Origin of the sequence: Vogesella aquatica (genome assembly GCF_028548455.1) — a bacterium.
GTDB lineage: Bacteria > Pseudomonadota > Gammaproteobacteria > Burkholderiales > Chromobacteriaceae > Vogesella > Vogesella aquatica.
The window spans coordinates 19,522-41,004 of the sequence record NZ_JAQQLF010000024.1 but is presented as its reverse complement, the minus strand read 5'-3'; the positions used below and the strand labels follow the sequence as shown (position 1 = coordinate 41,004).

The following is a 21,483-nucleotide window of genomic DNA, read 5'->3' as shown; positions in this document are numbered from 1 at the left end:
CGGGGATGGCTCATCAGGGAAACTGGAAACCGAAGTTGCCAAGAATCTGTGCGGTTTCATGAATCGGCAAGCCCATCACGCCACTGTAGCTGCCATCGATGCGGGTAATGAAGACAGCAGCACGGCCCTGGATGCCGTAGGCACCGGCCTTGTCGAACGGCTCGCCGCTGTCGATATAACGCTGGATTTCGTCTTCGCCCAGCGGCTTGAACGTTACATGGGTCACGCTGGTGCGTACTTCAACATGATCACCCTGGCGCACAGCCACGCTGGTCACGGCCTGGTGGCTACGCCCGGAAAACGCTTGCAGCATGCGGCGGGCGTCGGCTTCGTCTGCGGGTTTGCCGAAGATTTCGCCGTCTTGCACTACCGTGGTGTCGGCGGCCAGCAGCGGGCGCTCGGGCAGGCCACACTGCTGTACCACTTGCCAGCCGGCCGCGGCTTTCTCGCGCGCCAGGCGCTCGGTGTAGGTGATGGCGTCTTCGCCAGGCAGGACGCTTTCATCGATATCGGCGTGGATACGCTCCAGGCTCACGCCCATGCCGGTGAGGATTTCGCGGCGGCGCGGGCTGCCGGAGGCCAGATAAATGCGGGAATCTTGTGCGCTCATGATGGGACAGGTTGGTCATCTAGCGGGCTAGATTACCAGAGCCGGCGCCTGCGGCATATGCCGCAGGCTTGCTCTGGCGCAAGCCTTGGCCCTGCCCGGCCTGCGGCCAACCCCGCCCGCTGCGCTTATTGTGCCGTCCAGCCACCGTCTACCGGCAGCGCCACGCCAGTCAGGTTATGCGCCCAGTCGCCGCACAGCATGGCTACTGCCTCCGCAATATCCGCCGGCTGGCTCATGCGCCCGGAGGGCTGCTTTTCCAGCACCAGGTCGCGCGCACCCTCGTCGCGGCCAACGCCCAGCTTGGCGGCGCGCGCCAGGATCTGCGGCTCGATGAGCGCGGTTTCTACCCAGCCCGGGCAAACGGCATTCACGGTTACCCCCAGGCCGGCCGTTTCCAGCGCCGCGGCCTTGGTCATGCCCACGATGCCGAACTTGCTGGCCACGTAGGGCAGCTTGCCACTGGACGCCACCAGGCCGTGCACCGAGGCAATATTGATGATGCGGCCCCAGCCTGCGGCCAACATGCCGGGCAAGCACAGCTGCATCAAATGAAATGCCGCCGACAGATTGACGGCAATAATGTCGTCCCACTTCTGCGCAGGCATGTCCAGCAAAGGCGCGGCGTGCTGCATGCCGGCATTGTTCACCAGTACGTCAACCTGCCCGAAATGTGCCAGCACGGTTTCAGCCAATTGTCGTGTGGCGTCACCACGGCGCAGATCGGCGCTGAAAAATGCGGCATCTGCCGCGCCGGCGCTGCGTACCGCCGCCAATGCGGCGGCCTGCCCAGCCTCGTCTGCCAGGCCGTGCAAGGCGATACGCCAGCCATTGGCCGCCAGGCGGCAGGCTATGGCCAGGCCAATGCCACGGTCGGCGCCGGTAACGAATGCGGTTTTCTGCTGCGGCATGCTGTCCCTCCTTCACTAAGCTGATTGCATGAATGCAACTTTTTCAATTGGATGTAGCAATTATTTGCGACAATTTCGATAAAAATTCTTAGGCATTTTTGATTAATGAAATAATGCCAACATCAACCCTACACCACACCCTGCCCGAGGTTTGCCAACCATGTCCTGGTTACACCGTGTGAGTATCCGCACCAAACTGGTTTGTCTGTTTGCCCTGCTGAATATCCTGACCGTACTGTCTTTCTCGGTACACAGCTATCTGCGCAGTAGCGAGCAAGCCATTGCTGTCATCGACACCCGCCTGAACGCTACCGCCCGTGCTATTCCTACCCTGCTGGGCGAACCTTTCCTGGCCAGCATGTTTACCCCCGGCAGCGTCAGCCCGCAGCAGATGCTGAACAACGCCAGCCGCATGGACAACTACGCCCGCCAGTTTGGCGTGAAATATCTTTATATGTTGTGGCAGAAAGACGGCAAGGTGGTCTACCTGGCCGATGGTGCCGGTGAAGCGGAACGCAGCAGCGACAAGTATGGCCACCACCTGGAAGCCTACGAAGCCAGCCCCGGCCTGCTGCAAGCCTTTGCCAGCCAGAACGTGCAGTACGACGAATACACCGACAAATACGGCACCTTCCGCTCCATTTTCCTGCCGGTCAGCATCAATGGCCAGCAAGTCATCCTGGCCGCCGACGTGCCGCTGGAGCAAGCCATGGCCAGCCGCCAGGCGGTACTGCAAGAAGTCTTGCTGATCGGCACGCTGTCCTTGCTCTGCGGCCTGGCCATCTCCTGGCTGCTGGCCAGCATGTTGGCCGCATCCATCAGCAGGATCGCCAGCCATATCGCCCAGCAAGCGCGCGAGCGCAACCTGGGCGGCAAGCTGAATGTACGCGGCAGTGACGAAGTTGCCCAGATGGCACACAGCTTCAACCAGCTGTGCCAGTCGGTCAGCCATACCCTGCACGAAGTATCGGACAATGCCAGCCAGACCTTCCACAGCGCGGAAAACGTGCGCCAGAGCACCCAGCACATGCGCGAGGCGGCCAGCCGCAGCCAGCAGTCGCTGCACACTTTGCACAGCTGCAGCGACGATATCAGCGCACTGAGCGACCAGAGCAGCCAGATGCTGAACCAGGCCCAGCAACAGCTGGCCAGCGTAGACCAGGAGCTGGCACTGTCGCGCGGGGCCGTCGGCGAGCTGAGCCACGGCATGCACCAGCACGTGGCCGACAACCGCCAGCTGGCGAAACGCTTCGAGGCGCTATCGGCCGATGTACAAAACATCACCGGCATCTTGCAGCGCATTGCCAGCATCTCGGAGCAAACCAACCTGCTGGCACTGAACGCCGCCATCGAAGCCGCCCGCGCGGGCGAAGCCGGGCGCGGCTTTGCCGTGGTGGCCGACGAAGTACGCAAGCTGGCAGGCCAGACCCAGGCCACGCTGGCCGAAACCGACAGTTTTGTCGGCAAGCTGCTGCAAACCATACGCGACACGGCAGGGGTGATTACCACCCAGGCCGACGAAGCCGACAAGCTGTCCGGCTGCTCGGCCACCGTGCAAAACACGCTGGAGCAAACCCGCAGCCTGCTGGCGTCGCTACAGCAGGCATTTGACATGAATGTCAGCCATAGCCAGGAAATCCGGCAGCACGTCCACACCATGAGCCAGCATATGCAGACGCTGGGCGGCGAAATAGCCAGCAACCGCGAAGAGGCAGACAGCCTGTCTACCGAAGCGGCCAGCATGGAAGAATGCTCACGCCTGCTCAACAGCTCATTGCAAGGTTTCCGCTTCTAAGCTGCGGCTCTGGGTATATAGTAGCGAGGCAATCTTTATCGAAACCCGCCGATGCCGAACGCGCTGCGCCTGATCCTTAGCCTGCTCTGCCTGCTGCCCCCCGCCTGGGCGGCAGAGGTGCGCCTGGCGGTAGGGCTGACCAAGCTGCCCTACGTAGAAGAAGGCGGGCGCAGCGGGCTGGAGGCGGCACTGGCCATTGCCACCCTGACGCTGGCCGGCTACCAGGTGAAGGTGGTCCAGCTACCGCAGGCGCGCGGGCTGGCCATGCTGAAGGAAGGCCAGGTAGACGCCATGATCACCCTGACCCCCGCCGCATCTGATGCCTTGTTTTACTCGCAGCCGCTACTGTATTACCGCAACCGTGCCATCGCGCTGCACAGCAACGGCATTGTGCTGACCCAGCTGAGCGACCTGTCGCGCTACAGCGTGGCCAGTTTCCAGAACGCCCGCCTGTTGTTTGGTGCAGACTTTGCCAATGCGGTAGCGCGCTCGCCCAATTACAGCGAGCACGCCGACCAGGACACCCTGAACCGCCTGCTGCTGAACCGCCGGGTGGATGTCATCATCAGCGACGAGTTCATCTTTCGCGCCAACCCCACCCAAACCGACCTGAGCGGGCAGCGCTACGCCACGGTCAGCTACGCCCTGCTGGGTAGCTCGCCACGCCATGTCGGCTTTGCCAACGCTTCGCTGCGCCAGCAGTTTGACCAGGCCCTGGTACGGCTCAAAACCAGCGGCGAATACGAGCGCATTACCCAACAATACCGCCAGCGCTACCAGCTACCCAATTGAAAAACGCCCTGCCCTGTCACGGGCAGGGCGCCTGATGGCTACCACCGTGCGGCCAACCTTATTTGCGGCGTTTGCCCGCCAGATCATTCAGCACACACGACGCGGCAAACAGGCCAAAGCTGGCCGTGACCACCACGCTGGCGCCAAAACCGGCGCACGACAGCCCCTGTGGCCCGCGCGCCTCGCCCGTGTCACAGGCCTGCACCTGCGGGTACACCAGCGGCTCGGTGGAATACACACAGCGCACGCCCAGCTTGCGCCCCGGCTCGCGGCTAAAGCCATAGTGGCGGCGCAGCGTGTAACGCAGCTTGGACAGCAAGGGGTCTTCGGTGACCGCGCCCAGGTCGGCGATGGCAATACGCGTCGGGTCCATCTGCCCGCCCGCGCCACCCGACACCACAAACGGCTGGCGGCGGCGCACGCACCAGGCCGCCATGGCCGCTTTCACCTTCAGGCTATCGATGCAGTCCACGATATAGTCAAAGCCCTGGCCCAGCATGGCGTCCAGGTTGTCTTCGGTGACAAAGTCTTCCACCTCGGCCACCACGCATGCCGGGTTGATGGCGCGTACGCGCTCGGCCAGCGCGGTCACCTTGGCCATGCCGTATAGCGGGTCCAGCGCCGGTAGCTGGCGGTTGGTGTTGGACTCGGCAATATTATCCAGGTCGATCAGCGTCAGGTGGCCGATACCGCTGCGCGCCAGCGACTCCACCACCCAGGAACCCACCCCGCCCACGCCCACCACACATACCCGGGCCGCAGCAAAGCGCTGCAAGGCCGCTTCGCCATATAAACGGGCGACACCGCCAAAGCGGCGATCCAGATCGGCTTCCATGCCAGACTCCCCAAACAAAACGGCCAAGCATAACCAAGCCGCCGGTACGACACCAGCCCATTGCGTATGCTGGTATATCGAAAGAACTAGGGCATAGCCCCACGCCCTTTGCTAGACTGCCACCATAGCCACATGCAAGGAGCGGGCTTTGAGCAATAAGCCAACACACAAGACATCGTCAGGCGAGCTGGCCGGCTTTGTCCGGCTGAACGAAGGCATAAAAGGCGTGGTACTGATTGCCTTCCAGATCAACATCATGGCGCTGAACGCCATCCTGCTGGCGCACCGTGCCGGCGAAGTGGCGCTGGGCTTTGGCGTGATCTCGAAAGAGCTGCGCAGCCTGTCGGTAGAGCTCACCGGCCTGATGCAGGAGCTGTCCAACGATGCCTACCTGGCGGTAAACCTGATCTCCGACCTGCTACGCCAGGAGCGGCGCTACCGGCTGCTGAAAAAGGCCACCGACCTGGTAGCCAACCCGTCCCCCGCCCTGCGCGATGTCATGGTACGACGCGAAGAAGAATTCAGCCTGATCACCCACCGCGTGCGCGACGTGCGCCTACGCCTGCTGGACCGCCTGGAAGACGCCCGCAAACTGTGCCAGTTCGGTACTGCCATTTCGCGCTCGGCCAAAATCGAAGCCGCCTATGGCCGCGAATACGGCCGCGCGCTGGCCGAAGTCAGCCAGGAATTTGACCAGAAAATACAGAACATCCTGCCCTCCATCGAGGCGCTGTGCACAGGAATGCAAAGAAGATGAAGACCGCCCAGACCATCTACCAGGAAGGCAGCCACCGCTGGGTCGTCATTGCCCGCGACCCGTCCAAGCCAAACTGCGTCATCGACACCAACGAATACCTGGTCAGCCGCGAAGGCGACAACCTGCTGACCGACCCTGGCGGCAGCGAAATCTTCCCGGCCGTGTTTGCCGCGCTGTCCACCATTGTGGACCCGATGAGCATCCGCTACCTGTTTGCCTCGCACCAGGACCCGGACATCATCTCGTCGCTGGGCCTGTGGCTGGAATGCAACCCCGAGATCCGCTGCTATGTGAGCCGCCTGTGGAGCAGCTTCATCCCGCACTTTGGCGGCGACGAAAACTCGCTGGTCGCCATCCCGGACGAAGGCATGGGCATGCCGCTGGGCAGCGGCCAGATCGAGTACGTACCCGCGCACTTCCTGCACTCGTCCGGCAACTTCCACCTGTACGACCCCGACGCACGCATCCTGTTTAGCGGTGACGTGGGCGCAGCCCTGCTGCCACCGGAAGAAGACGAGCTGTTCGTGCGTGACTTCGACAAGCACATCCGCCACGCCGAGGGCTTTCACCGCCGCTGGATGGGCTCCACCGAAGCCAAGCTGGACTGGTGCGAACGCGCCAGCCGCATGAAGATCGACATGCTATGCCCGCAACACGGCAGCATTTACCAGGGCGATGACGTGATGCGCTTCATCAACTGGTTTGCCGAGCTGCCAGTGGGCCTGTCCACTTTCCGCCACCGCCGTTAAGCAAGATGACTTGAAATAAGCCAGCCATCTTCCTAAGTTGAAGAACCTCCGCAGCCAGCGGAGGTTCTTGTCTTTTATGGGAGAGCATCCTGATGAAGTCGCCGCGCTTTGATATCGACCTGGACAAACACTACAAGGCCACCGTGGTCATTGCCTGCTCCGCTTGCGGGCACGAAAACCGCCACCACCTGGCCAGCCTGCAGCCGGACAGTACCCTGGCTTGCGTGTGCGGTAGTGATATCAGCCTGACCGCCTACGGCCTGCAAAGCGCCCATGACAAAGCCGCTGCCATCAAAGCGGCTTACCACATCAACGCCGCCTGAACACTGTTTTGGCAAAATCATGCTTCTATAAGCACCGCCCCTGCTGGCACAATCAGGCAAATGCCTGAATCACGACAACGGCAACCCTCGGGTTGCCGTTTTTCTTCCCGCACAGGAGCCAGCATGTCCACCGTCATCGATCTGCGCAGCGATACCGTTACCCACCCCACCCCGGCCATGCGCCAGGCCATGGCCAACGCCATCGTCGGCGACGACGTTTACGGCGACGACCCTACCGTACGCGAGCTGGAAACGTTGGCCGCACGCCTGCTGGGCAAGGAAGCCGCACTGTTCGTGCCCAGCGGCAACTTTGGCAACCAACTGGCACTGTTTACCCACTGCCAGCGTGGCGACGAGGTGATTCTGGGCGACGACTGCCATATCGTGTGGCACGAAACCGGCGGCGCTGCCGTCATTGCCGGCGTCCAGCTGCGCACCATCGCCAGTGCTAACGGCGTACTGCCCGCCCCCGAGGTGAAAAAACGCATCCGTGACGGCGAAGACATCCACTGGCCGCGCACCGGCCTGATCTGCCTGGAAAACGCGCACAGCAACGGCCGCGTCATTCCGCTGGCCGACATGGCCGCGGTATGGGACGTGGCGCAGCAGCACAGCGTACCGGTGCACCTGGACGGCGCCCGCGTGTTCAACGCCGCCGTGCACCTGGGCTGCGACGTGCGTGACATCACCCGCTACAGCGACACCGTGATGTGCTGCCTGTCCAAAGGCCTGGCCGCGCCGGTGGGCTCCATCCTGGCCGGCCCGGCCGCCTTCATCGCCCGCGCCCGCAAAAACCGCAAGCTGCTGGGCGGCGGCCTGCGCCAGGCCGGCGTGCTGGCCGCGCCCGGCCTGCTGGCGCTCACCGACATGGTGGCGCACCTGCCGGAAGACCACGCCAACGCCCGCTATCTGGCCGAACAGCTGGCCGCCTTGCCCGGCGTGGAAGTGAACCTGGACGATGTACACATCAATATGGTGTGGTTCCGCCTGCCCGCCACACTGGATAGCGGCCGCCTGATGGCCGCGCTGGCTGCGGCCAACATCAAGGCCAACGGGCCGGAAGGCGGCCTGATGCGGCTGGTAACGCACTGGCAGGTTGGCCGCAGCGAGCTGGACCGCGTCATCGCCGTATTCGCCAGTGTGCTGGCGGCATGACACTCACCATCGCACTGGCGCTGTTTGCCGCCGCCTTCGCCGCCGGCGGCCTCAACGCCGTGGCCGGTGGCGGCACGCTGATCACCTTCCCCGCCCTGGTAGCGGCCGGTGTACCGCCCATCGTGGCCAATGCCACCAGCTCGGTATCGCAATGGCCCGGCTACGTGGCCAGCAGCCTCACCTTCCGCCGCGAGCTCACCGGCCAGCGCGCCATGGCAGGCATGAGTATCGCCAGCGTGCTGGGCGGCCTGGCGGGCGGCTGGCTGGTCACCGTGGTGTCGCCCCGGCTGTTCGACGTGCTGATCCCGTGGCTGATCCTGCTGGCTACCGCCATGTTTGCCTTCAGCGCCACGCTCACGCGCTGGATGAGCCAGCACGCGGCCAACGTTGGCCGCAGCACCGGCGCGCTGCTGCTGGGGCAGTTCGTGGTCAGCATTTACGGCGGCTTTTTCGGCGGCGGCATGGGCATCATGATGCTGGCGCTGTACAGCCTGTTTGCGCTGGACACCCTCACCCGCATGAATGCGCTGAAAACCTGGCTATCGGTGCTGATCTCCGGCGTAGCGGTGCTGACCTTCATCGCGGCCGGGCTGGTGAACTGGCCCGCCGCGCTGGTGATGCTGGCCGGCACCATCTGCGGCGGCGTGGCTGGCGCCCGCCTCGCCCGCCGCCTGCCGGCGCTGTGGCTAAAGCGGGTGGTGGTGGCGCTGGGCAGCGTGCTGACCGCCGCGTTTTTCTGGAAGGTGTACGGCTAGCGCCGCTTACGGCGACAGCACCGCCTTCACCCCGGCCCAATCCAGCCCGAAACGCGCCAGATACTTGCGCAGGCGGTCGGCGTCGTTGGCCGTGCTGCGCGCCTGGCGCGACACCGCGAACAGGCAGCGGCCGGCTTCGGACAAACTGCCGGCGTCGCGGCACGCTGCCAGTACCGCCTCCAGCTGGGCCTGATCGAACAGGTCCAGCTGCGCGTCCGGCAAGACCTGCTGCCATAAGGCCGGTGCCATCGCCGCCCCGCTGGCCACCGGCGCTTGCCAGCCGTCACGCAAGCGCGCCATTTCCTCGGTCACCTCGGCAAGGCCGATATTGCCGTCGTCGGCCAGCGTCGCCATGCGTGTTACCGACGCCGATAGCTCGCGAAAGTTACCCTGCCAACTGGCCTCGGCCGACGTGGCAAAGGCCAGGTATGCCTCGCGGGCCTCGCGGCTGAAACGCACCCGCTCGCCGCTTTCGCTGGCGTGGCGCAGCAGCTCGAACTCCAGGTTGGGCGCAATGTCCTCGCGCCGGGCGGCCAAGCCCGGCAAAGTAAAGCGCCACAGGTTGATGCGCGCGTACAGGTCTTCGCGAAAGCGCCCGGCCGCCACCCATTGCTGCAGGTCCCTCACCGTACCGCACACCAGCTGGAAACTGCTGCTGACTTCGCGGTCGCTGCCGTAGGGAAAAAAGCGCTTTTCCTCGATGGCCTTCAGCAGCATGGCTTGTTCGTCCAAGCCCAGCTCGCCGATTTCATCCAGAAATAGCATGCCGCCATCGGCGCGTTTGAGCAGGCCCTCGCGTGCTTGCAAGGCGCCGGTAAACGCGCCCTTCACGTGGCCGAACAGGGCCGACATCGCCCCGTCCCCGCGCAAGGTGGCGCAGTTCACCTCGACCAGCGGCCCGCTCAACTGATGGCGGGCCTTTTTCAGCTGATACAGGCGGCGCGCCAGAAAGCTCTTGCCGGCGCCGGTCGGCCCGCACAGCAACACCGGCGCACCGGAACGGGTGGCCACCCGTTCGATCTGGCCAATCATGCGGTTGAAGGCCTCGTTACGGGTGGCGATCCCGCTCTTCAGCAAGGCCAGCGTATCGTCGCGCTGGCGGGCAAAACGCTGCGCAATCTGGTCGTAACGCGACAAATCGAGGTCGATCACCTTGACCGTCCCCGTATAGCCGTCGTCGGCACGGCCGATGCTGCTTTGCAGCAGCCGCGCCGGGATATGGCGCGACTCGGCCAGCAAAAACCAGCAAATCTGCGCCACATGGGTACCGGTGGTGATGTGCAACAGGTAGTCCTCGTGCTCGCTGTCGAACGGGTAGGCGGCGGCAAAGTCGTGCAGCGCGGCGTACACCTCTTCGAAATCCCACGGGTCACGCAGGTTGCAGGTTTCCAGCACCACCTCGGTATCGGGCGAGACACGGCGGATGTCGTCGGCAGTCAGTTGCGCCAGTTGAAGGCTGTGGTTGTCGTGCAGCAGATGCAGCCGGTGCAGCGGCCATTGCGGCTGGCGGCAAATGCCGACGCTGGGCCGCCATTTCCTCCAGCGCGATTCGCCAAAACCGCCTTTGTCCAGCACCGTACCCAGAAACCCGATGGCAACCTGCTTACGCATGACGACTATCCCAAAAAATAAACTTACTAGCCAAAAGTATCATATTTCCAATGGCATGCTTGGCGAAATTGTCGACAGCGGCCTTAAGCGGAAAAATAAAAACATTCAAAAACAAACACTTGCAATATTTCTTCAGCTTTAGCACCCGGCTGGCACGCTATTGGCAATAGTCAACGTACTGCCCAACGCAGCACGGTGCCCACGGGAGGTGGTTGTGAGCCGCCCCGGTGCCCGGTACCAGGCCCGCCTGTCGTGGCCGGGTATGCCGCCCCTTGTTGCACGGCAGTACGGCGATGGCAGTGGTTGCCACGCCGGGTTCGACTCCCGGCATCGCCTCCTCGGTAGCTCATTTGGTAGAGCAACAGCCTGTTCGCTGTGTGTAGCGGGTTCGATTCCCGTCCGAAACGCCCTCTCAAGGCGAGTGTGTCAATGCAGTCCCCGAGCCGGTGCGGCCAACACGCCGCCACACCGCTAGCCAGCTCGCGACCCGTTGCCGCAGCAACATCCGGGTGCAGCCACCGCGCAGTCAGCGGCGCTGCCCACCCGCGATGCCCCTGCCGCACCCCGTCGCCCGCCCGCTAGCGGTGTGCCCCCGGCTCACCCGAACAAGGAGCCCATGATGCTGAAGAAACTGCTGGTCAAGAAAAACGAGCGCGGCCTGCTGCTGCGCGAAGGCGACTTCGAATGCCTGCTGCCGCCAGGCCGCCACTACCGCTTCGACCCCTTCGGGCAGCTGACCCTGGAAACCATCAGCCTGCAGCAGGCGCGCTTCGAGCACCCGCTGGCCGACTACCTGCGCCAGCACGCACCCGAGGTGGTAGCCGCCCACTTTCACGAGGTGTCGCTGGGCGACGACGAAGCAGCACTGCGCTACGAACGCGAGCAGCTGGTAGAGATCCTGCCCCCCGGCCATAACGCCCTGTACTGGCAGGACCGGGTGCCGATGCACGTCGAACGCGTCAACCTGCGTGACGCCGCGGCCCTGCCCGCCGCTTTGCAGGCACGCCTGACGCAAACCCTGCTGCGCGGCCGCCAGATTGCCGGCCTGAACGCGGTGCTGAATGCGCAAGTGCCCGCCGGCTTTGTCGGCCTGCTACGCAGCGAAGGCGACGCGCTGCGGCTGTTGGCGCCGGGCCGCTACTGCTACTGGCGCTTCAACCGTGACATTGCGGTAGAGCTGGTCGATACCCGCTTGCAGGCGCTGGAAGTCAGCGGCCAGGAAATCCTGACCCGCGACAAGGTCAGCCTGCGGCTGAACCTGAACGCCAACTGGCAATTCCACGACGTACTGCAAGCCTTCAGCCAGCTGCCCAAACCGGCCGATCACCTGTACCGCGAGCTGCAACTGCTGCTGCGCGCCGCCGTGGGTACCCGCACGCTGGACGAACTGCTGGAAAACAAGCAGCTGCTGGACCAGGAGCTGCTGCACAAGGCACGCACCCGGCTAGCTATGTTCGGCATCGACCTGCAAGCGCTGGGGGTAAAGGACATCATCCTGCCCGGCGACATGAAGGCCTTGCTGGCCAAGGTGGTAGAAGCCGAAAAAGCGGCGCAGGCCAACGTGATCCGCCGCCGCGAGGAAACCGGTGCCACCCGCTCGCTACTGAACACCGCCAAAGTGATGGAAGACAACCCCATCGCGCTGCGGCTGAAAGAACTGGAAACGCTGGAACGCCTGGCAGAACGCATCGACAAGATCTCGGTGGTAGGCGGCCTGGATCAATTGCTGAACGGTTTGGTCACCCTGCGGCCAACCTCACCCTGACACGGAAACAATATGGATACCCGACAAGACTACGAACTGCTGCAACAGGACGGTGGCAGCCCGATCAAGATGTGGACGCGCGGTGTACCGGTAGAAGACAGCGCGCGCCAACAGCTGCTGCAAACGGCGCAGCTGCCCTTCATCTTCAAGCACCTGGCGGTCATGCCCGACGTGCACCTGGGCAAGGGCTCCACCATCGGCAGCGTCATCCCCACCCAAGGCGCCATCATTCCGGCAGCAGTCGGCGTGGACATCGGCTGCGGCATGATGGCCGCCCGTACCACGCTGACGGCCAGCGACCTGCCGGACAACCTGGCCGGCCTGCGCAGCGCCATCGAGGCGGCGGTACCGCACGGCCGTACCAGCGGCCCGCGCGACCAGGGCAGCTGGCACCAGCCCCCGGCCAGCGTGGACGCGGCCTGGGCCAAGCTGGCACCGGCCTTTACCACGCTGACGCAGAAATACCCGCGACTGAAGAACACCAACAACTACAAGCACCTGGGCACGCTGGGTACCGGCAACCACTTCATTGAAGTGTGCCTGGACGAAGCCGAACGGGTGTGGGTGATGCTGCACTCCGGCTCACGCGGCGTCGGTAACGCCATCGGCAGCCTGTTCATCGAACTGGCACAGGCCGACATGCGCCAACACATGGCCAACCTGCCCAGCCGCGACCTGGCCTACTTCGAAGAAGGCAGCCAGCACTTTGACGATTACGTCGCCGCTGTGGGTTGGGCGCAGGACTACGCCCGGCAGAACCGCATGGTGATGATGGAGCACGTGGTGGCCGCCATGCGCCGCGTCATCACCAAACCGTTTGCTGCCGACGTGGAAGCCGTGAACTGCCACCACAACTACGTGCAGCAGGAAACCCACTTCGGCCACCAGGTACTGGTCACGCGCAAGGGCGCGGTGGCGGCGCACAAAGGGCAGCTGGGCATCATTCCCGGCTCGATGGGGGCCAAGAGCTTCATCGTGCGCGGCCTGGGCAACGAAGAAGCGTTCTGTTCCTGCAGCCACGGCGCCGGCCGCCGCATGAGCCGCAGCGAAGCCAAGCGCCGCTTTACCGTGGCGGACCAGATCGGCGCCACGGCACACGTGGAATGCCGCAAGGACGCCGCCGTCATCGACGAGATCCCGATGGCCTACAAAGACATCGACGCCGTGATGCTGGCGCAGCAAAAGCTGGTGGAAGTGGTACACACCTTGCGCCAGGTGGTGTGCGTGAAGGGCTGAGCACCTCGACGCCAACCATCGCGTCCCGCGGCTGACACGGCGGCCAAGCCCTCAAGCTTGGCCGCCACCTCATACCGCGTCGCGTTCGGCAAACACCTCTTGCGCCGCCAGCACCGCGTTGATGGCCGCCGGGAAGCCGGCGTACACCGCCATCTGCGTCAGCACCGCGATTACCTCATCGCGGCTGCAGCCCACGTTCAGCGCGCCGTGCAAATGCACCTTCAGCTGCGGCGTGGCGTAGCCCAGCGCGGCCAGCGCCGCGATGGTGGCGATTTCGCGCTCTTTCAGCGTCAGCACGTCGTCCTGGTAGACCTCGCCAAACGGAAAGGCAATGGTATACGCGGCCAAGGCCGGGGCCACGCCTTGCAGTGCATCGATGACGCGCTGGCCGGCCTCGCCATCCACCTGTGCCAGCCGCGCCAGGCCCCGCGCGTAGCGGGTGGTGCCGTCATCCGGCTGTGCCGGTGCCAGCGGCGGCAGCGTGGCCAGCGGCCAGTGCTGCAGCAGCCGGGTAAGGCCACGCGCCTGGTAGGCCATGGTATGCGCGGCGGCGTGGTGGGCGACAAAGGCGTCGGCGTCGCGGAAGCTTTCCAGCAGCCAGAAGCCACCGTCGTCATCGCACTGTTCCAGCAATTCAAAACGCAGGCAGCCAGGCTCGCGCCGGGTGTGCCAGCACAGTTGTTGCAAAGCCTGGCGCGCCTCGTCGACGGCCACACCATCGCACAGGCCCAGGCGGGCGATCAGGGTATACGGGGTCATGGCGGGCTCCTCAGGCAACGGTGTAACCACCGTCCAGCACCAGGTCGTGGCCGCTGGCAAAGCTGGCCGCATCGGACAGCAAAAACAGCACCGCGGCGGCGATTTCGTGCGGCTGACCGTCGCGGCCGGCCGGGGTGGTGGCGGTAAATGCTTCGCGGCTGGCGGCATCGCCAAAGCCCTGCGCCGACATGCGGCTGGCCACCACGCCGGGGCTGACGCTGTTGATGCGGATACCCTGGCCGTAGTACTCCAGCGCGGCGGTGCGGGTGAGGCCCAGCAGCGCGTGCTTGCTCACCACGTACGGGCTGATACCGCCAAAGCCCACCTGGCCGGCAATCGACACATTGTTGACGATGGCGCCGCCGCCGCTGGCCAGCAGCGCCGCGATCTGGTGGCGCATGGCCCAGAACACGCTGCGTACATTGCTGTCCAGGCTCATCTGCAGCGCGTGGTCGTCCTGCAGGTGCAGCAGCGCAGGCGGGCACAACCAGCCGGCGTTGTTGAAGGCGCCGTCCAGGCGGCCGAAGTGGCGCACGGCCGCGTCTACCGAGGCGGCGATATCGGCTTCGCGCAGCACATCGGTACGGTGAAACAGGGCGCGGCCGCCGGCGGCTTCGATATCGCGCGCCACGAGCGCGGCCTGTTCGGCGTCGCGTGCGGCCAACAGCACGTTGGCGCCGGCGGCGCCCAGCGCACGGGCGGTAGCGGCGCCAATGCCGGAGGCCGCACCGCTCAGCCAGAAGGTTTTCCCCGCCAGTGTGCTGGCGATGGGGGGAGTGGGGGTGGTCATCGTGCATTCCCTTGCAGACAGGGCCCAACCGGGGTGGCTGTAGCCATGCTGACAGCGTAAGGCCGGCAATTACCCGCTACAATCCAGGCTATCTTTCTTGCTTTGCTGAGCAAAATTCACCAATGACACCACCGCTGAACGAGCTTTATGCCTTTGCCTGCGTGGCACGCCACCGCAGTTTTCGCGCGGCGGCGCAGGCGCTGGGCGTCAGCGCGTCGGCGCTCAGCCACAGCCTGCGCCAGCTGGAGGCGCGGCTGCAGGTACGCTTGCTACACCGCACCACGCGCAGCGTTACGGCCACCGAGGCCGGCGAAGCGCTGCTGGCGCGGCTGGGGCCGGCGCTGGGGCAGATTGGCGATGCGCTGGAGGCGGTGAACGATTACCGCGCCCAGCCGCAGGGCCTGCTGCGGCTGAACGTGCCGCGCACCGCGGCTTACCTGCTGCTGCTGCCGCTGCTGCCGGGCTTTCTGCAGCGCTACCCCGGCATACAGCTGGACATCGTGTGCGATGACACGCTGGTGGATATCGTCGCAGCAGGTTTCGATGCCGGCATGCGCTTTGGCGAAACGCTGGCTGCCGACATGGTGGCGGTGCCGGTGGGGCCGCCGATGCGCTTTGCCGTCATCGCCAGCCCCGGCTACCTGGCGCAGCACGGCACGCCACAACACCCGGCCGAGCTGGCGCGGCATGCCGGCATCCGCCACCGTTTCGGCAACGGGCCGCTGTACGCGTGGGAGCTGGCCAAAGACGGCGAGGCGCTGACGGTGCAGCCGCAAGGGCAGCTGACGCTGGGGGAACAACCGCTGATGGTGGGAGCCGCCGCCGCCGGGCTGGGCATTGCGCTGGTTTTTGAAGGCTACGCCGCCGCCGCGCTGGCCGACGGGCGGGTAACGCGCATGCTGGCCGACTGGTGCCCGGCTATGCCGGGGCTGTACCTGTACTACCCCAGCGGCCGCCACCTGCCTCAGGCCATGCGTTTGTGGATCGACTACCTGAAAGCCGCCCTCGATGCGGCCAACCTTTAAGGCAACACCAGCGGCAGCGGGGTGCTGTCGGTGAGCTTTCCGGCCAGCGGCGAGGCGGGGTCGTTTTCGTCTTGCAGCAGCGCTTTCTGTGCGGCCGACGGGCGGCCTAGCCACACCTCGCTGCCGTCTTCACGGGTGTAGCGCGCCACCAGCTGCTGGCGGCGCGGCTGGTACAGCACCCACAGCTGGTGCGGGCAGTTGTGCGGCTGGCACACGCTGCCACGCAGGTAGAGCTCGCGCCCCTGCTGGATGGGCAGTAGCGGCGACATTACCCCTGCAGCCACCCAGGCGGGGGCTTTGTTGCCGCTACCGCGGAACACGGCCTGCACGGCGGTGCGAAAGGCACGGTCGCCGCCATACACATCGCCAAAATAGGCACAACTGGCCTGTGTCTTGCACGTGGCCGCCTGGCGGGCGGTAACAGGCTTGGCCCATAGCGGGCTGGCGGCCAGCAAGGTGGCCAGTATCAGGGCGGTTTTCTGCATGGCAAGCTCCGGTAGCAGCAAGGATGCCTGCATTATGCCAGCTGCGTGGCCACACCGCGCGGCACTGTGTACCACCCGCTTCCCTGCCCGTACAAACTGCCGCACAATCCGCCCATTGCTGCCTTGCGGCCAACCTTCTGCCCTGCCCCGATGACCCCACACACCGATGATTTTGCCTGGCTGGAAAGCCTGGACGACGCCGCCGCCCTGGACTGGGTAGCCGCCCAGAACGCCGCCACCCGTGCACAGCTGGACACCGACCCGCGCTTTGCCGATTTGCAGGCCAGTATTCTGGCCAACCTGCGCGACACGCGGCAGATTCCGTTCTTTGCCGAGCACGACGGCTGGCTGTACAACTTCCATCAGGACGACGCCCACCCGCGCGGCGTCTACCGCCGCACCACGCTGGACAGCTACCGCGCCAACGCACAAGACTGGCAGACAGTGATCGACATCGACCAGCTGGCCGCCGACGAAGAGGTGGACTGGTACCTGGACGGCGTGTCGCACTACACGCTGCAACCCACGCGCGTGCTGCTCAGCCTTACCCCCGGCGGCAGCGACGCCAGCGTCAGCCGCGAGTACGACCTGAGCGCCGGCGCCTTCGTGGCCGGCGGTTTTGCCTTCCCCTACGGCAAAAACCACATCGCCTGGCGCGACCTGGACAGCGTGTTCGTGTGCCCGGCCTGGGACGACAGCCAGCTCACCCGCGCCGGCTACCCGCGCGAAGTATGGCTGCTGCAACGCGGCCAAAGCTGGGCCGACGCGCAGCCGCTGCTGCAGCTGGACGAAGAGGCAATGATGGTGGCGGCGTGGCGCTTTCTGGACGCGGCCAACCCGCTAGCCGCCGGTGCCATTACTGCGTTCGACATCATCGAGGCGTCGGACAGCTTTTACAGCAAAACCTATTACCTGCTGAATGGCTATAGCCTGATTGCGCTGCCGTTGCCGCCGCGTGCCGAAATCGAGGCCTACAGCCACGGCGACCTGATCGTCAAACTGGCGGAAGACTGGCACTTTGCCGGCAAGCATTACGCCGCCGGCAGCCTGCTGGCCGTGGCCTGCGCCGCCGACAGTGGCCAGGTTGGCCGCATCCAGCCGCTGCTGCTGCCTGGCGCCCGCCAGTCGGTAGAAATGGTGGAAGCCACGCTGGACCTGCTAGCCATCATCGTCATCGACAACGTCAAAAGCCGGCTGGATACGCTACGCTGGGCCGACGGCCACTGGCAGCCGCACGCCAACCCGCTACCGCAGGGCGGCGTGATCGAGTTTGCCGACCAGCCGTGGCACAGCAACCTGCTGTACTACAGCTACAGCGACTTCCTCACCCCCGCCGGCCTGTACCGGCTGGACTTGCTGGCCGGCGGCCAGCCCGAGGTGCTGCGCCAGCAGCCAGCCGCGTTTGACGCCAGCGGCTACGTCGCCACCCAGTACCACGCCAGCGCGCCGGACGGCACCGCCATCCCCTACTTTGTGGTGCACCGCGCCGGGCTGACGCAGGACGGCAACGCGCCGACGCTGCTGTACGGCTACGGCGGTTTCGAAGTGCCGATGATGCCCTACTACATGGACAACTTCGGCCCGCAATGGCTGGAAAAAGGCGGCGTGTTTGCGGTGGCCAACATCCGCGGCGGCGGCGAGTTCGGCCCGGCCTGGCACCAGGCAGCACAGGGCGTGAACCGCCAGGTGAGCTTTGACGACTTCATCGCTGTAGCCGAAGACCTGATCGCCCGCGGCATCACCCGCCCGCGCCGGCTGGGCATCGAAGGCGGCAGCAACGGCGGCCTGCTGGTGGGCGCCTGCCTGACGCAGCGCCCCGAGCTGTTTCACGCGGTGGTGTGCGAGGTGCCACTGCTGGACATGCTGCGCTACACGCAGCTGCTGGCCGGCGCCAGCTGGGTGGACGAATACGGCGACCCGAGCGACCCCGCCGAGCGCGCCGCGCTGGCGGCCTACTCGCCCTACCACCACGTACGTGGCGACACCACCTACCCGCTGGCGCTGTTTACCACCAGCAGCAAGGACGACCGCGTACACCCGGCGCACGCGCGCAAGATGGTGGCGCGCCTGCAGGCGCTGGGCCACGACGCGCTGCTATTTGAAACCGAAGGCGGCGGCCACGGTGGCAACACCGGCCAGGCCCAGACCGCCGAGGAGCTGGCGCGGGTGCTGGTTTACCTCTACCGCCAGCTGATGGATTAACACCATGACCACAACGAATCCGCAACTAACCCTGCGCCAAGCCGAGCCGCGTGACGCCGCCCGCTGTTACGCCATCGAAATCGGCGCCTACGAAGGCGACGAAGCCGCCACCGCAGAGAAAATCGCACTGCGCATTGCGCAGTACCCGGCCGGTTTTCTGGTGCTGGAATGCGACGGCGAGCTGGTCGGCTTCATCAACAGCGGCTGCGCGCACCAGGTAGAAATGGCCGACGAAGCGTTCAAGGAGCTGATCGGCCACGACCCGGCGGCGGCCAACGTGGTGATCATGTCCGTCGTCATCGACCCGGCCTGCCAGGGCCGCGGCTACGCCGGGCTGCTGATGCGCAGCTTTGTAGAGCGCATGCAGGCGGGCGGCAAGCAGGCTATCCACCTGATGTGCAAGCCGCAGCACGTGGCGCTGTACACGCACCTGGGCTACCAGTACGTGCAGCCGTCGGCCTCGCTGCACGGCGGCATGCAATGGCACGAGATGGTGATGCCGCTGGGCCATCAAGCGCACGCGCAGGTCTGACAAAGACAAAGCCCGCTGGCAGTGCCAGCGGGCTTTTTGTATCCGGGGCCGGTTGGCCGCAACGCTATCAGGCTTTCTTCACGAACTCCGACTTCAGGCCCATCTGGCCAATGCCGTCGATCTTGCAATCGATGTCGTGGTCGCCGTCTACCAGACGGATGTTCTTCACCTTGGTGCCCACTTTCACCACCAGCGAGCTACCTTTTACTTTCAGGTCCTTGATCACGGTCACGCTGTCGCCGTCCTGCAGCAGGTTGCCGTTGGCGTCACGTACCACGCGGGTTTCTTCCGCTTCCACGGCGGCGGCACCGTCTTTGGACCACTCGTGCGCACACTCCGGGCAAACGTAGAGGCTGCCGTCTTCGTAGGTAAATTCGGACTGACAGGCCGGGCAGTTTGGTAGGGCGCTCATGCTATTCCTTTCGGGTTTGCCTTACAGGCAAAAGGGGCATTATCCCTCTTTGGGCGGCACCTTCGCAAATCGCGCTGCCCGCCTGACAACGTTCAATGCCATGCTTTCCGGCATATTCTGCTCGTGCAGGCGACACTACCGCCGCCATCGGCGGCCACCCTAGCCACCCCGGTATCAAGCTGCAAACGTGGCCGGGGCTAGGCCAGCACCGCCAGCACGCCCCCGCCGCCTGACGTACTTGCGGCCCTCCATCCTGACCGTTACCCACACGCGGGCAACGCTGTAGCTGCATTATCACGACAAGCGTTGTCTGCGCTGCGGATAGCTTGTTGCCTGCAGGAGCAACAAATTACTTGACACGAAATAATTTAATCCATCAAATACACCAACATTTATATTTTAACCATAAAATATATAGATGTGAATATTTATAGGCACCGCCAAAGTGTGCTGTGTACGTCGAGAGGTTCCGTCCAGACGCCCATTGGACGGCCCAGAACCTGTAAATAGAGGATTTCACACATGAATCATGCAAACACCAGTACAGCGACCATTGAGATCGGCTCGAAGCATGGGCCATTACCTAACGACATCCCGCGCCCGGTAACTTTTCGTGTCATAGCCATCTGTCTCTTCGTCATCCTCGCCGAAGGTTACGACATAGGAATATACGGCGTTGTTTTACCTGCCATGCTCGAAGCCAAAACCTGGGGACTCTCCCCCCTGCAGCTGGGCGTACTCGGCAGCTATGCCCTGTTCGGCATGCTCTTGGGGGCAATGCTAGTGGGCACCGTTTGCGACATGGTTGGCCGCAAGAAAACACTGCTGGTCTGCCTCAGCGTCTTTTCTGTCACGATGGCGTTAGCATCTATCGCACAAACGGCGGAACAGTTCGCGCTTTACCGATTCATCGGTGGCTTGGGCCTGGGAGGCATCATTCCCACTGCCTCTGCGCTCACCATCGAATTTTCTCCAGTGCGCCGCCGCTCCTTCAGCTATGCCGTGATGTTCTCGGGATACTCACTGGGCGGTGTCGTGGTGGCACTGCTATCACTCACGCTGCTTAAAGAACATGGCTGGCGCTTCTTGTTCCTGATCGGTGCACTCCCCCTGCTAGCCGTACCGGTCATCGCTTACTTGCTGCCCGAATCCATCGACTTCTTGCGCAGTAAACAACGCCACCAAGAAGCCGATGCTCTGGCCATACGCTTGGGCATCACCGGCACACCGACACCCGCCACACACGGCGCTAGCCATAAAAAAGCCAGCATCTGGTCCTCGATCAGCATGCTCTTCAACCGTCACAACATCCGCGCCACGCTGCTGTTCTGGGTGGCGTTCTTTATGGGCCTGCTATTGATTTACGGCCTCAACACCTGGCTGCCGCAGATGATGCGCAAGGCTGGCTATCTGCTTGGCTCCAGCCTCTCCCTGATGCTTGTACTGAACCTGACCGCTGCAAGCGGCGCACTGATTGCTGGCGCCGCAGCTGACCGTTGGGGCTCGCATCGCGTGATCGTCTTTTCCTACCTGCTGGCAGCGGCCAGCGTGGCCATGCTCAGTATCAAGTCCAGCGAATTACTCACCTACGTCTTGGTCGGTATCGCGGGGTTCGGATCGATCTCGACTACGCTGATCATGAACGCTTACATCTCCAAGTATTTCCCAGCCTCGGCACGAGCAACTGCCCTGGGCTGGGCTCTGGGGTTCGGGCGACTCGGTGCCATTACCGGGCCCATCCTCGGTGGTTTTCTGCTCAGCAGCAACATGAGCCTGGCAACGTGTTTCTACACTTTTGCCCTCGCCGGCCTGCTGGCAGCCCTCGCCGTGTTCCTGATTCCCAAGCGGGACGAGGGTATCGCTTGACCCGGGAGCAATTGTGACACGTCAGCCTTGGCTTGGATCCGCAGGGGCATTTCGGCCCCTTTTCCAAGCATGTGGCCCTGTTGCTGGGCGGTAGAGACAGGTGCACGTGAAGTCCTGGACA

General features: G+C 64.2%; 20 protein-coding genes, 1 tRNA gene and 2 pseudogenes. 14 read left to right on the top strand and 9 right to left on the bottom strand.

Annotation, left to right across the window (positions count from 1 at the left end):
- Nucleotides 1-13: 13 nt before the first annotated feature.
- Together PQU95_RS16010 and PQU95_RS16005 are read right to left on the bottom strand one after the other, a co-directional pair.
- Entirely contained in the window at nucleotides 14-610 is a 597-nt protein-coding gene (locus PQU95_RS16010; protein WP_272752942.1) for a Maf family protein, read from the bottom strand.
- A gap of 125 nt (nucleotides 611-735) precedes the next feature.
- Nucleotides 736-1,518, bottom strand: a complete 783-nt coding sequence (locus PQU95_RS16005) for a 3-hydroxybutyrate dehydrogenase (protein ID WP_272752941.1) — start codon at nucleotides 1,516-1,518, stop codon at nucleotides 736-738.
- Between the two features lie 160 nt (nucleotides 1,519-1,678).
- Between PQU95_RS16005 and PQU95_RS16000 the strand changes: the two genes are divergently transcribed.
- Together PQU95_RS16000 and PQU95_RS15995 are read left to right on the top strand one after the other, a co-directional pair.
- Nucleotides 1,679-3,313, top strand: coding sequence for a methyl-accepting chemotaxis protein (locus PQU95_RS16000; protein WP_272752940.1), 1,635 nt, complete (start codon nucleotides 1,679-1,681; stop codon nucleotides 3,311-3,313).
- Between the two features lie 51 nt (nucleotides 3,314-3,364).
- Nucleotides 3,365-4,105, top strand: a complete 741-nt coding sequence (locus PQU95_RS15995; RefSeq protein ID WP_272752939.1) for a substrate-binding periplasmic protein — start codon at nucleotides 3,365-3,367, stop codon at nucleotides 4,103-4,105.
- Between the two features lie 58 nt (nucleotides 4,106-4,163).
- On the opposite strand, the gene PQU95_RS15990 is transcribed toward PQU95_RS15995, so the two are convergent.
- On the bottom strand, nucleotides 4,164-4,940 hold the full coding sequence (locus PQU95_RS15990) for a tRNA threonylcarbamoyladenosine dehydratase (RefSeq protein WP_272752938.1): 777 nt from the start codon (nucleotides 4,938-4,940) through the stop codon (nucleotides 4,164-4,166).
- A 148-nt stretch (nucleotides 4,941-5,088) separates the two neighbouring features.
- On the opposite strand from PQU95_RS15990, the gene PQU95_RS15985 reads away from it, so the two are divergent.
- From PQU95_RS15985 to PQU95_RS15965, 5 genes are all read left to right on the top strand, one after another.
- Nucleotides 5,089-5,697, top strand: coding sequence for a methyl-accepting chemotaxis protein (locus PQU95_RS15985; protein ID WP_272752937.1), 609 nt, complete (start codon nucleotides 5,089-5,091; stop codon nucleotides 5,695-5,697).
- Complete coding sequence (locus PQU95_RS15980; protein WP_272752936.1) at nucleotides 5,694-6,446, top strand: oxygen-binding di-iron domain-containing protein; 753 nt, start codon at nucleotides 5,694-5,696, stop codon at nucleotides 6,444-6,446. The genes PQU95_RS15985 and PQU95_RS15980 overlap by 4 nt, the downstream gene beginning before the upstream one ends.
- A gap of 92 nt (nucleotides 6,447-6,538) precedes the next feature.
- A complete protein-coding gene (locus PQU95_RS15975) occupies nucleotides 6,539-6,769 on the top strand; it encodes a hypothetical protein (RefSeq protein WP_272752935.1) in 231 nt (76 codons plus the stop codon).
- Between the two features lie 123 nt (nucleotides 6,770-6,892).
- On the top strand, nucleotides 6,893-7,924 hold the full coding sequence (gene ltaE / locus PQU95_RS15970; RefSeq protein ID WP_272752934.1) for a low-specificity L-threonine aldolase: 1,032 nt from the start codon (nucleotides 6,893-6,895) through the stop codon (nucleotides 7,922-7,924).
- The gene (locus PQU95_RS15965) at nucleotides 7,921-8,679 is read left to right on the top strand and encodes a sulfite exporter TauE/SafE family protein (RefSeq protein WP_272752933.1); all 759 of its coding nucleotides are present in this window, start codon (nucleotides 7,921-7,923) and stop codon (nucleotides 8,677-8,679) included. Before ltaE ends, PQU95_RS15965 begins: the two co-directional genes overlap by 4 nt.
- Nucleotides 8,680-8,685: 6 nt before the next feature.
- On the opposite strand, the gene rtcR is transcribed toward PQU95_RS15965, so the two are convergent.
- Nucleotides 8,686-10,290 (bottom strand): RNA repair transcriptional activator RtcR, encoded by a 1,605-nt coding sequence (gene rtcR, locus PQU95_RS15960; RefSeq protein ID WP_272752932.1) that lies wholly within the window; start codon nucleotides 10,288-10,290, stop codon nucleotides 8,686-8,688.
- Between the two features lie 338 nt (nucleotides 10,291-10,628).
- Here rtcR and PQU95_RS15955 point away from each other — a divergent pair.
- The 3 genes from PQU95_RS15955 (at nucleotide 10,629) to PQU95_RS15945 (ending at nucleotide 13,291) form a co-directional block, all read left to right on the top strand.
- A tRNA-OTHER gene (locus tag PQU95_RS15955) sits at nucleotides 10,629-10,694 on the top strand.
- 215 nt (nucleotides 10,695-10,909) lie between these two features.
- Nucleotides 10,910-12,055, top strand: a complete 1,146-nt coding sequence (locus PQU95_RS15950) for a slipin family protein (RefSeq protein ID WP_272752931.1) — start codon at nucleotides 10,910-10,912, stop codon at nucleotides 12,053-12,055.
- A gap of 12 nt (nucleotides 12,056-12,067) precedes the next feature.
- Nucleotides 12,068-13,291 carry an RtcB family protein gene (locus PQU95_RS15945; RefSeq protein WP_272752930.1) on the top strand — a complete coding sequence of 408 codons (1,224 nt, stop codon included), beginning with the start codon at nucleotides 12,068-12,070 and terminating at the stop codon, nucleotides 13,289-13,291.
- A gap of 69 nt (nucleotides 13,292-13,360) precedes the next feature.
- On the opposite strand, the gene PQU95_RS15940 is transcribed toward PQU95_RS15945, so the two are convergent.
- Nucleotides 13,361-14,050 (bottom strand): carboxymuconolactone decarboxylase family protein, encoded by a 690-nt coding sequence (locus PQU95_RS15940; protein WP_272752929.1) that lies wholly within the window; start codon nucleotides 14,048-14,050, stop codon nucleotides 13,361-13,363.
- Nucleotides 14,051-14,060: 10 nt separating this feature from the next.
- Nucleotides 14,061-14,840, bottom strand: a complete 780-nt coding sequence (locus PQU95_RS15935) for an SDR family NAD(P)-dependent oxidoreductase (protein WP_272752928.1) — start codon at nucleotides 14,838-14,840, stop codon at nucleotides 14,061-14,063.
- A 122-nt stretch (nucleotides 14,841-14,962) separates the two neighbouring features.
- Here PQU95_RS15935 and PQU95_RS15930 point away from each other — a divergent pair, with 122 nt between their 5' ends.
- Entirely contained in the window at nucleotides 14,963-15,865 is a 903-nt protein-coding gene (locus PQU95_RS15930) for a LysR family transcriptional regulator (protein WP_272752927.1), read from the top strand.
- Here the strand turns inward: PQU95_RS15930 and PQU95_RS15925 are convergent.
- Nucleotides 15,862-16,350 carry an Ivy family c-type lysozyme inhibitor gene (locus tag PQU95_RS15925; protein ID WP_272752926.1) on the bottom strand — a complete coding sequence of 163 codons (489 nt, stop codon included), beginning with the start codon at nucleotides 16,348-16,350 and terminating at the stop codon, nucleotides 15,862-15,864. The genes PQU95_RS15930 and PQU95_RS15925 overlap by 4 nt on opposite strands.
- Before the next feature lie 150 nt (nucleotides 16,351-16,500).
- Between PQU95_RS15925 and PQU95_RS15920 the strand changes: the two are divergent.
- Nucleotides 16,501-18,531: pseudogene (locus PQU95_RS15920) on the top strand (prolyl oligopeptidase family serine peptidase); the annotation flags it as partial.
- Here the strand turns inward: PQU95_RS15920 and PQU95_RS18530 are convergent.
- Nucleotides 18,511-18,558: pseudogene (locus tag PQU95_RS18530) on the bottom strand (hypothetical protein); the annotation flags it as partial. The pseudogenes PQU95_RS15920 and PQU95_RS18530 overlap by 21 nt on opposite strands.
- Here PQU95_RS18530 and PQU95_RS15915 point away from each other — a divergent pair.
- Nucleotides 18,557-19,084: a GNAT family N-acetyltransferase gene (locus tag PQU95_RS15915; RefSeq protein ID WP_272752924.1), complete on the top strand. Its 528-nt coding sequence runs from the start codon at nucleotides 18,557-18,559 to the stop codon at nucleotides 19,082-19,084. The pseudogene PQU95_RS18530 and the gene PQU95_RS15915 overlap by 2 nt on opposite strands.
- A 67-nt stretch (nucleotides 19,085-19,151) precedes the next feature.
- On the opposite strand, the gene PQU95_RS15910 is transcribed toward PQU95_RS15915, so the two are convergent.
- Nucleotides 19,152-19,496, bottom strand: a complete 345-nt coding sequence (locus PQU95_RS15910; protein WP_227302269.1) for a zinc ribbon domain-containing protein YjdM — start codon at nucleotides 19,494-19,496, stop codon at nucleotides 19,152-19,154.
- Nucleotides 19,497-20,018: 522 nt separating this feature from the next.
- On the opposite strand from PQU95_RS15910, the gene PQU95_RS15905 reads away from it, so the two are divergent.
- A complete protein-coding gene (locus tag PQU95_RS15905) occupies nucleotides 20,019-21,362 on the top strand; it encodes an MFS transporter (RefSeq protein WP_272752923.1) in 1,344 nt (447 codons plus the stop codon).
- Nucleotides 21,363-21,483: the final 121 nt, after the last annotated feature.

Coding starts and splice junctions, on each gene's coding strand:
- PQU95_RS16010 (WP_272752942.1), bottom strand. CDS start 610: ATGAGCGCACAAGATTCCCGCATTTATCTGGCCTCCGGCAGCCCGCGC.
- PQU95_RS16005 (WP_272752941.1), bottom strand. CDS start 1,518: ATGCCGCAGCAGAAAACCGCATTCGTTACCGGCGCCGACCGTGGCATT.
- PQU95_RS16000 (WP_272752940.1), top strand. CDS start 1,679: ATGTCCTGGTTACACCGTGTGAGTATCCGCACCAAACTGGTTTGTCTG.
- PQU95_RS15995 (WP_272752939.1), top strand. CDS start 3,365: ATGCCGAACGCGCTGCGCCTGATCCTTAGCCTGCTCTGCCTGCTGCCC.
- PQU95_RS15990 (WP_272752938.1), bottom strand. CDS start 4,940: ATGGAAGCCGATCTGGATCGCCGCTTTGGCGGTGTCGCCCGTTTATAT.
- PQU95_RS15980 (WP_272752936.1), top strand. CDS start 5,694: ATGAAGACCGCCCAGACCATCTACCAGGAAGGCAGCCACCGCTGGGTC.
- PQU95_RS15975 (WP_272752935.1), top strand. CDS start 6,539: ATGAAGTCGCCGCGCTTTGATATCGACCTGGACAAACACTACAAGGCC.
- ltaE (WP_272752934.1), top strand. CDS start 6,893: ATGTCCACCGTCATCGATCTGCGCAGCGATACCGTTACCCACCCCACC.
- PQU95_RS15965 (WP_272752933.1), top strand. CDS start 7,921: ATGACACTCACCATCGCACTGGCGCTGTTTGCCGCCGCCTTCGCCGCC.
- rtcR (WP_272752932.1), bottom strand. CDS start 10,290: ATGCGTAAGCAGGTTGCCATCGGGTTTCTGGGTACGGTGCTGGACAAA.
- PQU95_RS15950 (WP_272752931.1), top strand. CDS start 10,910: ATGCTGAAGAAACTGCTGGTCAAGAAAAACGAGCGCGGCCTGCTGCTG.
- PQU95_RS15945 (WP_272752930.1), top strand. CDS start 12,068: ATGGATACCCGACAAGACTACGAACTGCTGCAACAGGACGGTGGCAGC.
- PQU95_RS15940 (WP_272752929.1), bottom strand. CDS start 14,050: ATGACCCCGTATACCCTGATCGCCCGCCTGGGCCTGTGCGATGGTGTG.
- PQU95_RS15935 (WP_272752928.1), bottom strand. CDS start 14,840: ATGACCACCCCCACTCCCCCCATCGCCAGCACACTGGCGGGGAAAACC.
- PQU95_RS15930 (WP_272752927.1), top strand. CDS start 14,963: ATGACACCACCGCTGAACGAGCTTTATGCCTTTGCCTGCGTGGCACGC.
- PQU95_RS15925 (WP_272752926.1), bottom strand. CDS start 16,350: ATGCAGAAAACCGCCCTGATACTGGCCACCTTGCTGGCCGCCAGCCCG.
- PQU95_RS15915 (WP_272752924.1), top strand. CDS start 18,557: ATGACCACAACGAATCCGCAACTAACCCTGCGCCAAGCCGAGCCGCGT.
- PQU95_RS15910 (WP_227302269.1), bottom strand. CDS start 19,496: ATGAGCGCCCTACCAAACTGCCCGGCCTGTCAGTCCGAATTTACCTAC.
- PQU95_RS15905 (WP_272752923.1), top strand. CDS start 20,019: ATGAATCATGCAAACACCAGTACAGCGACCATTGAGATCGGCTCGAAG.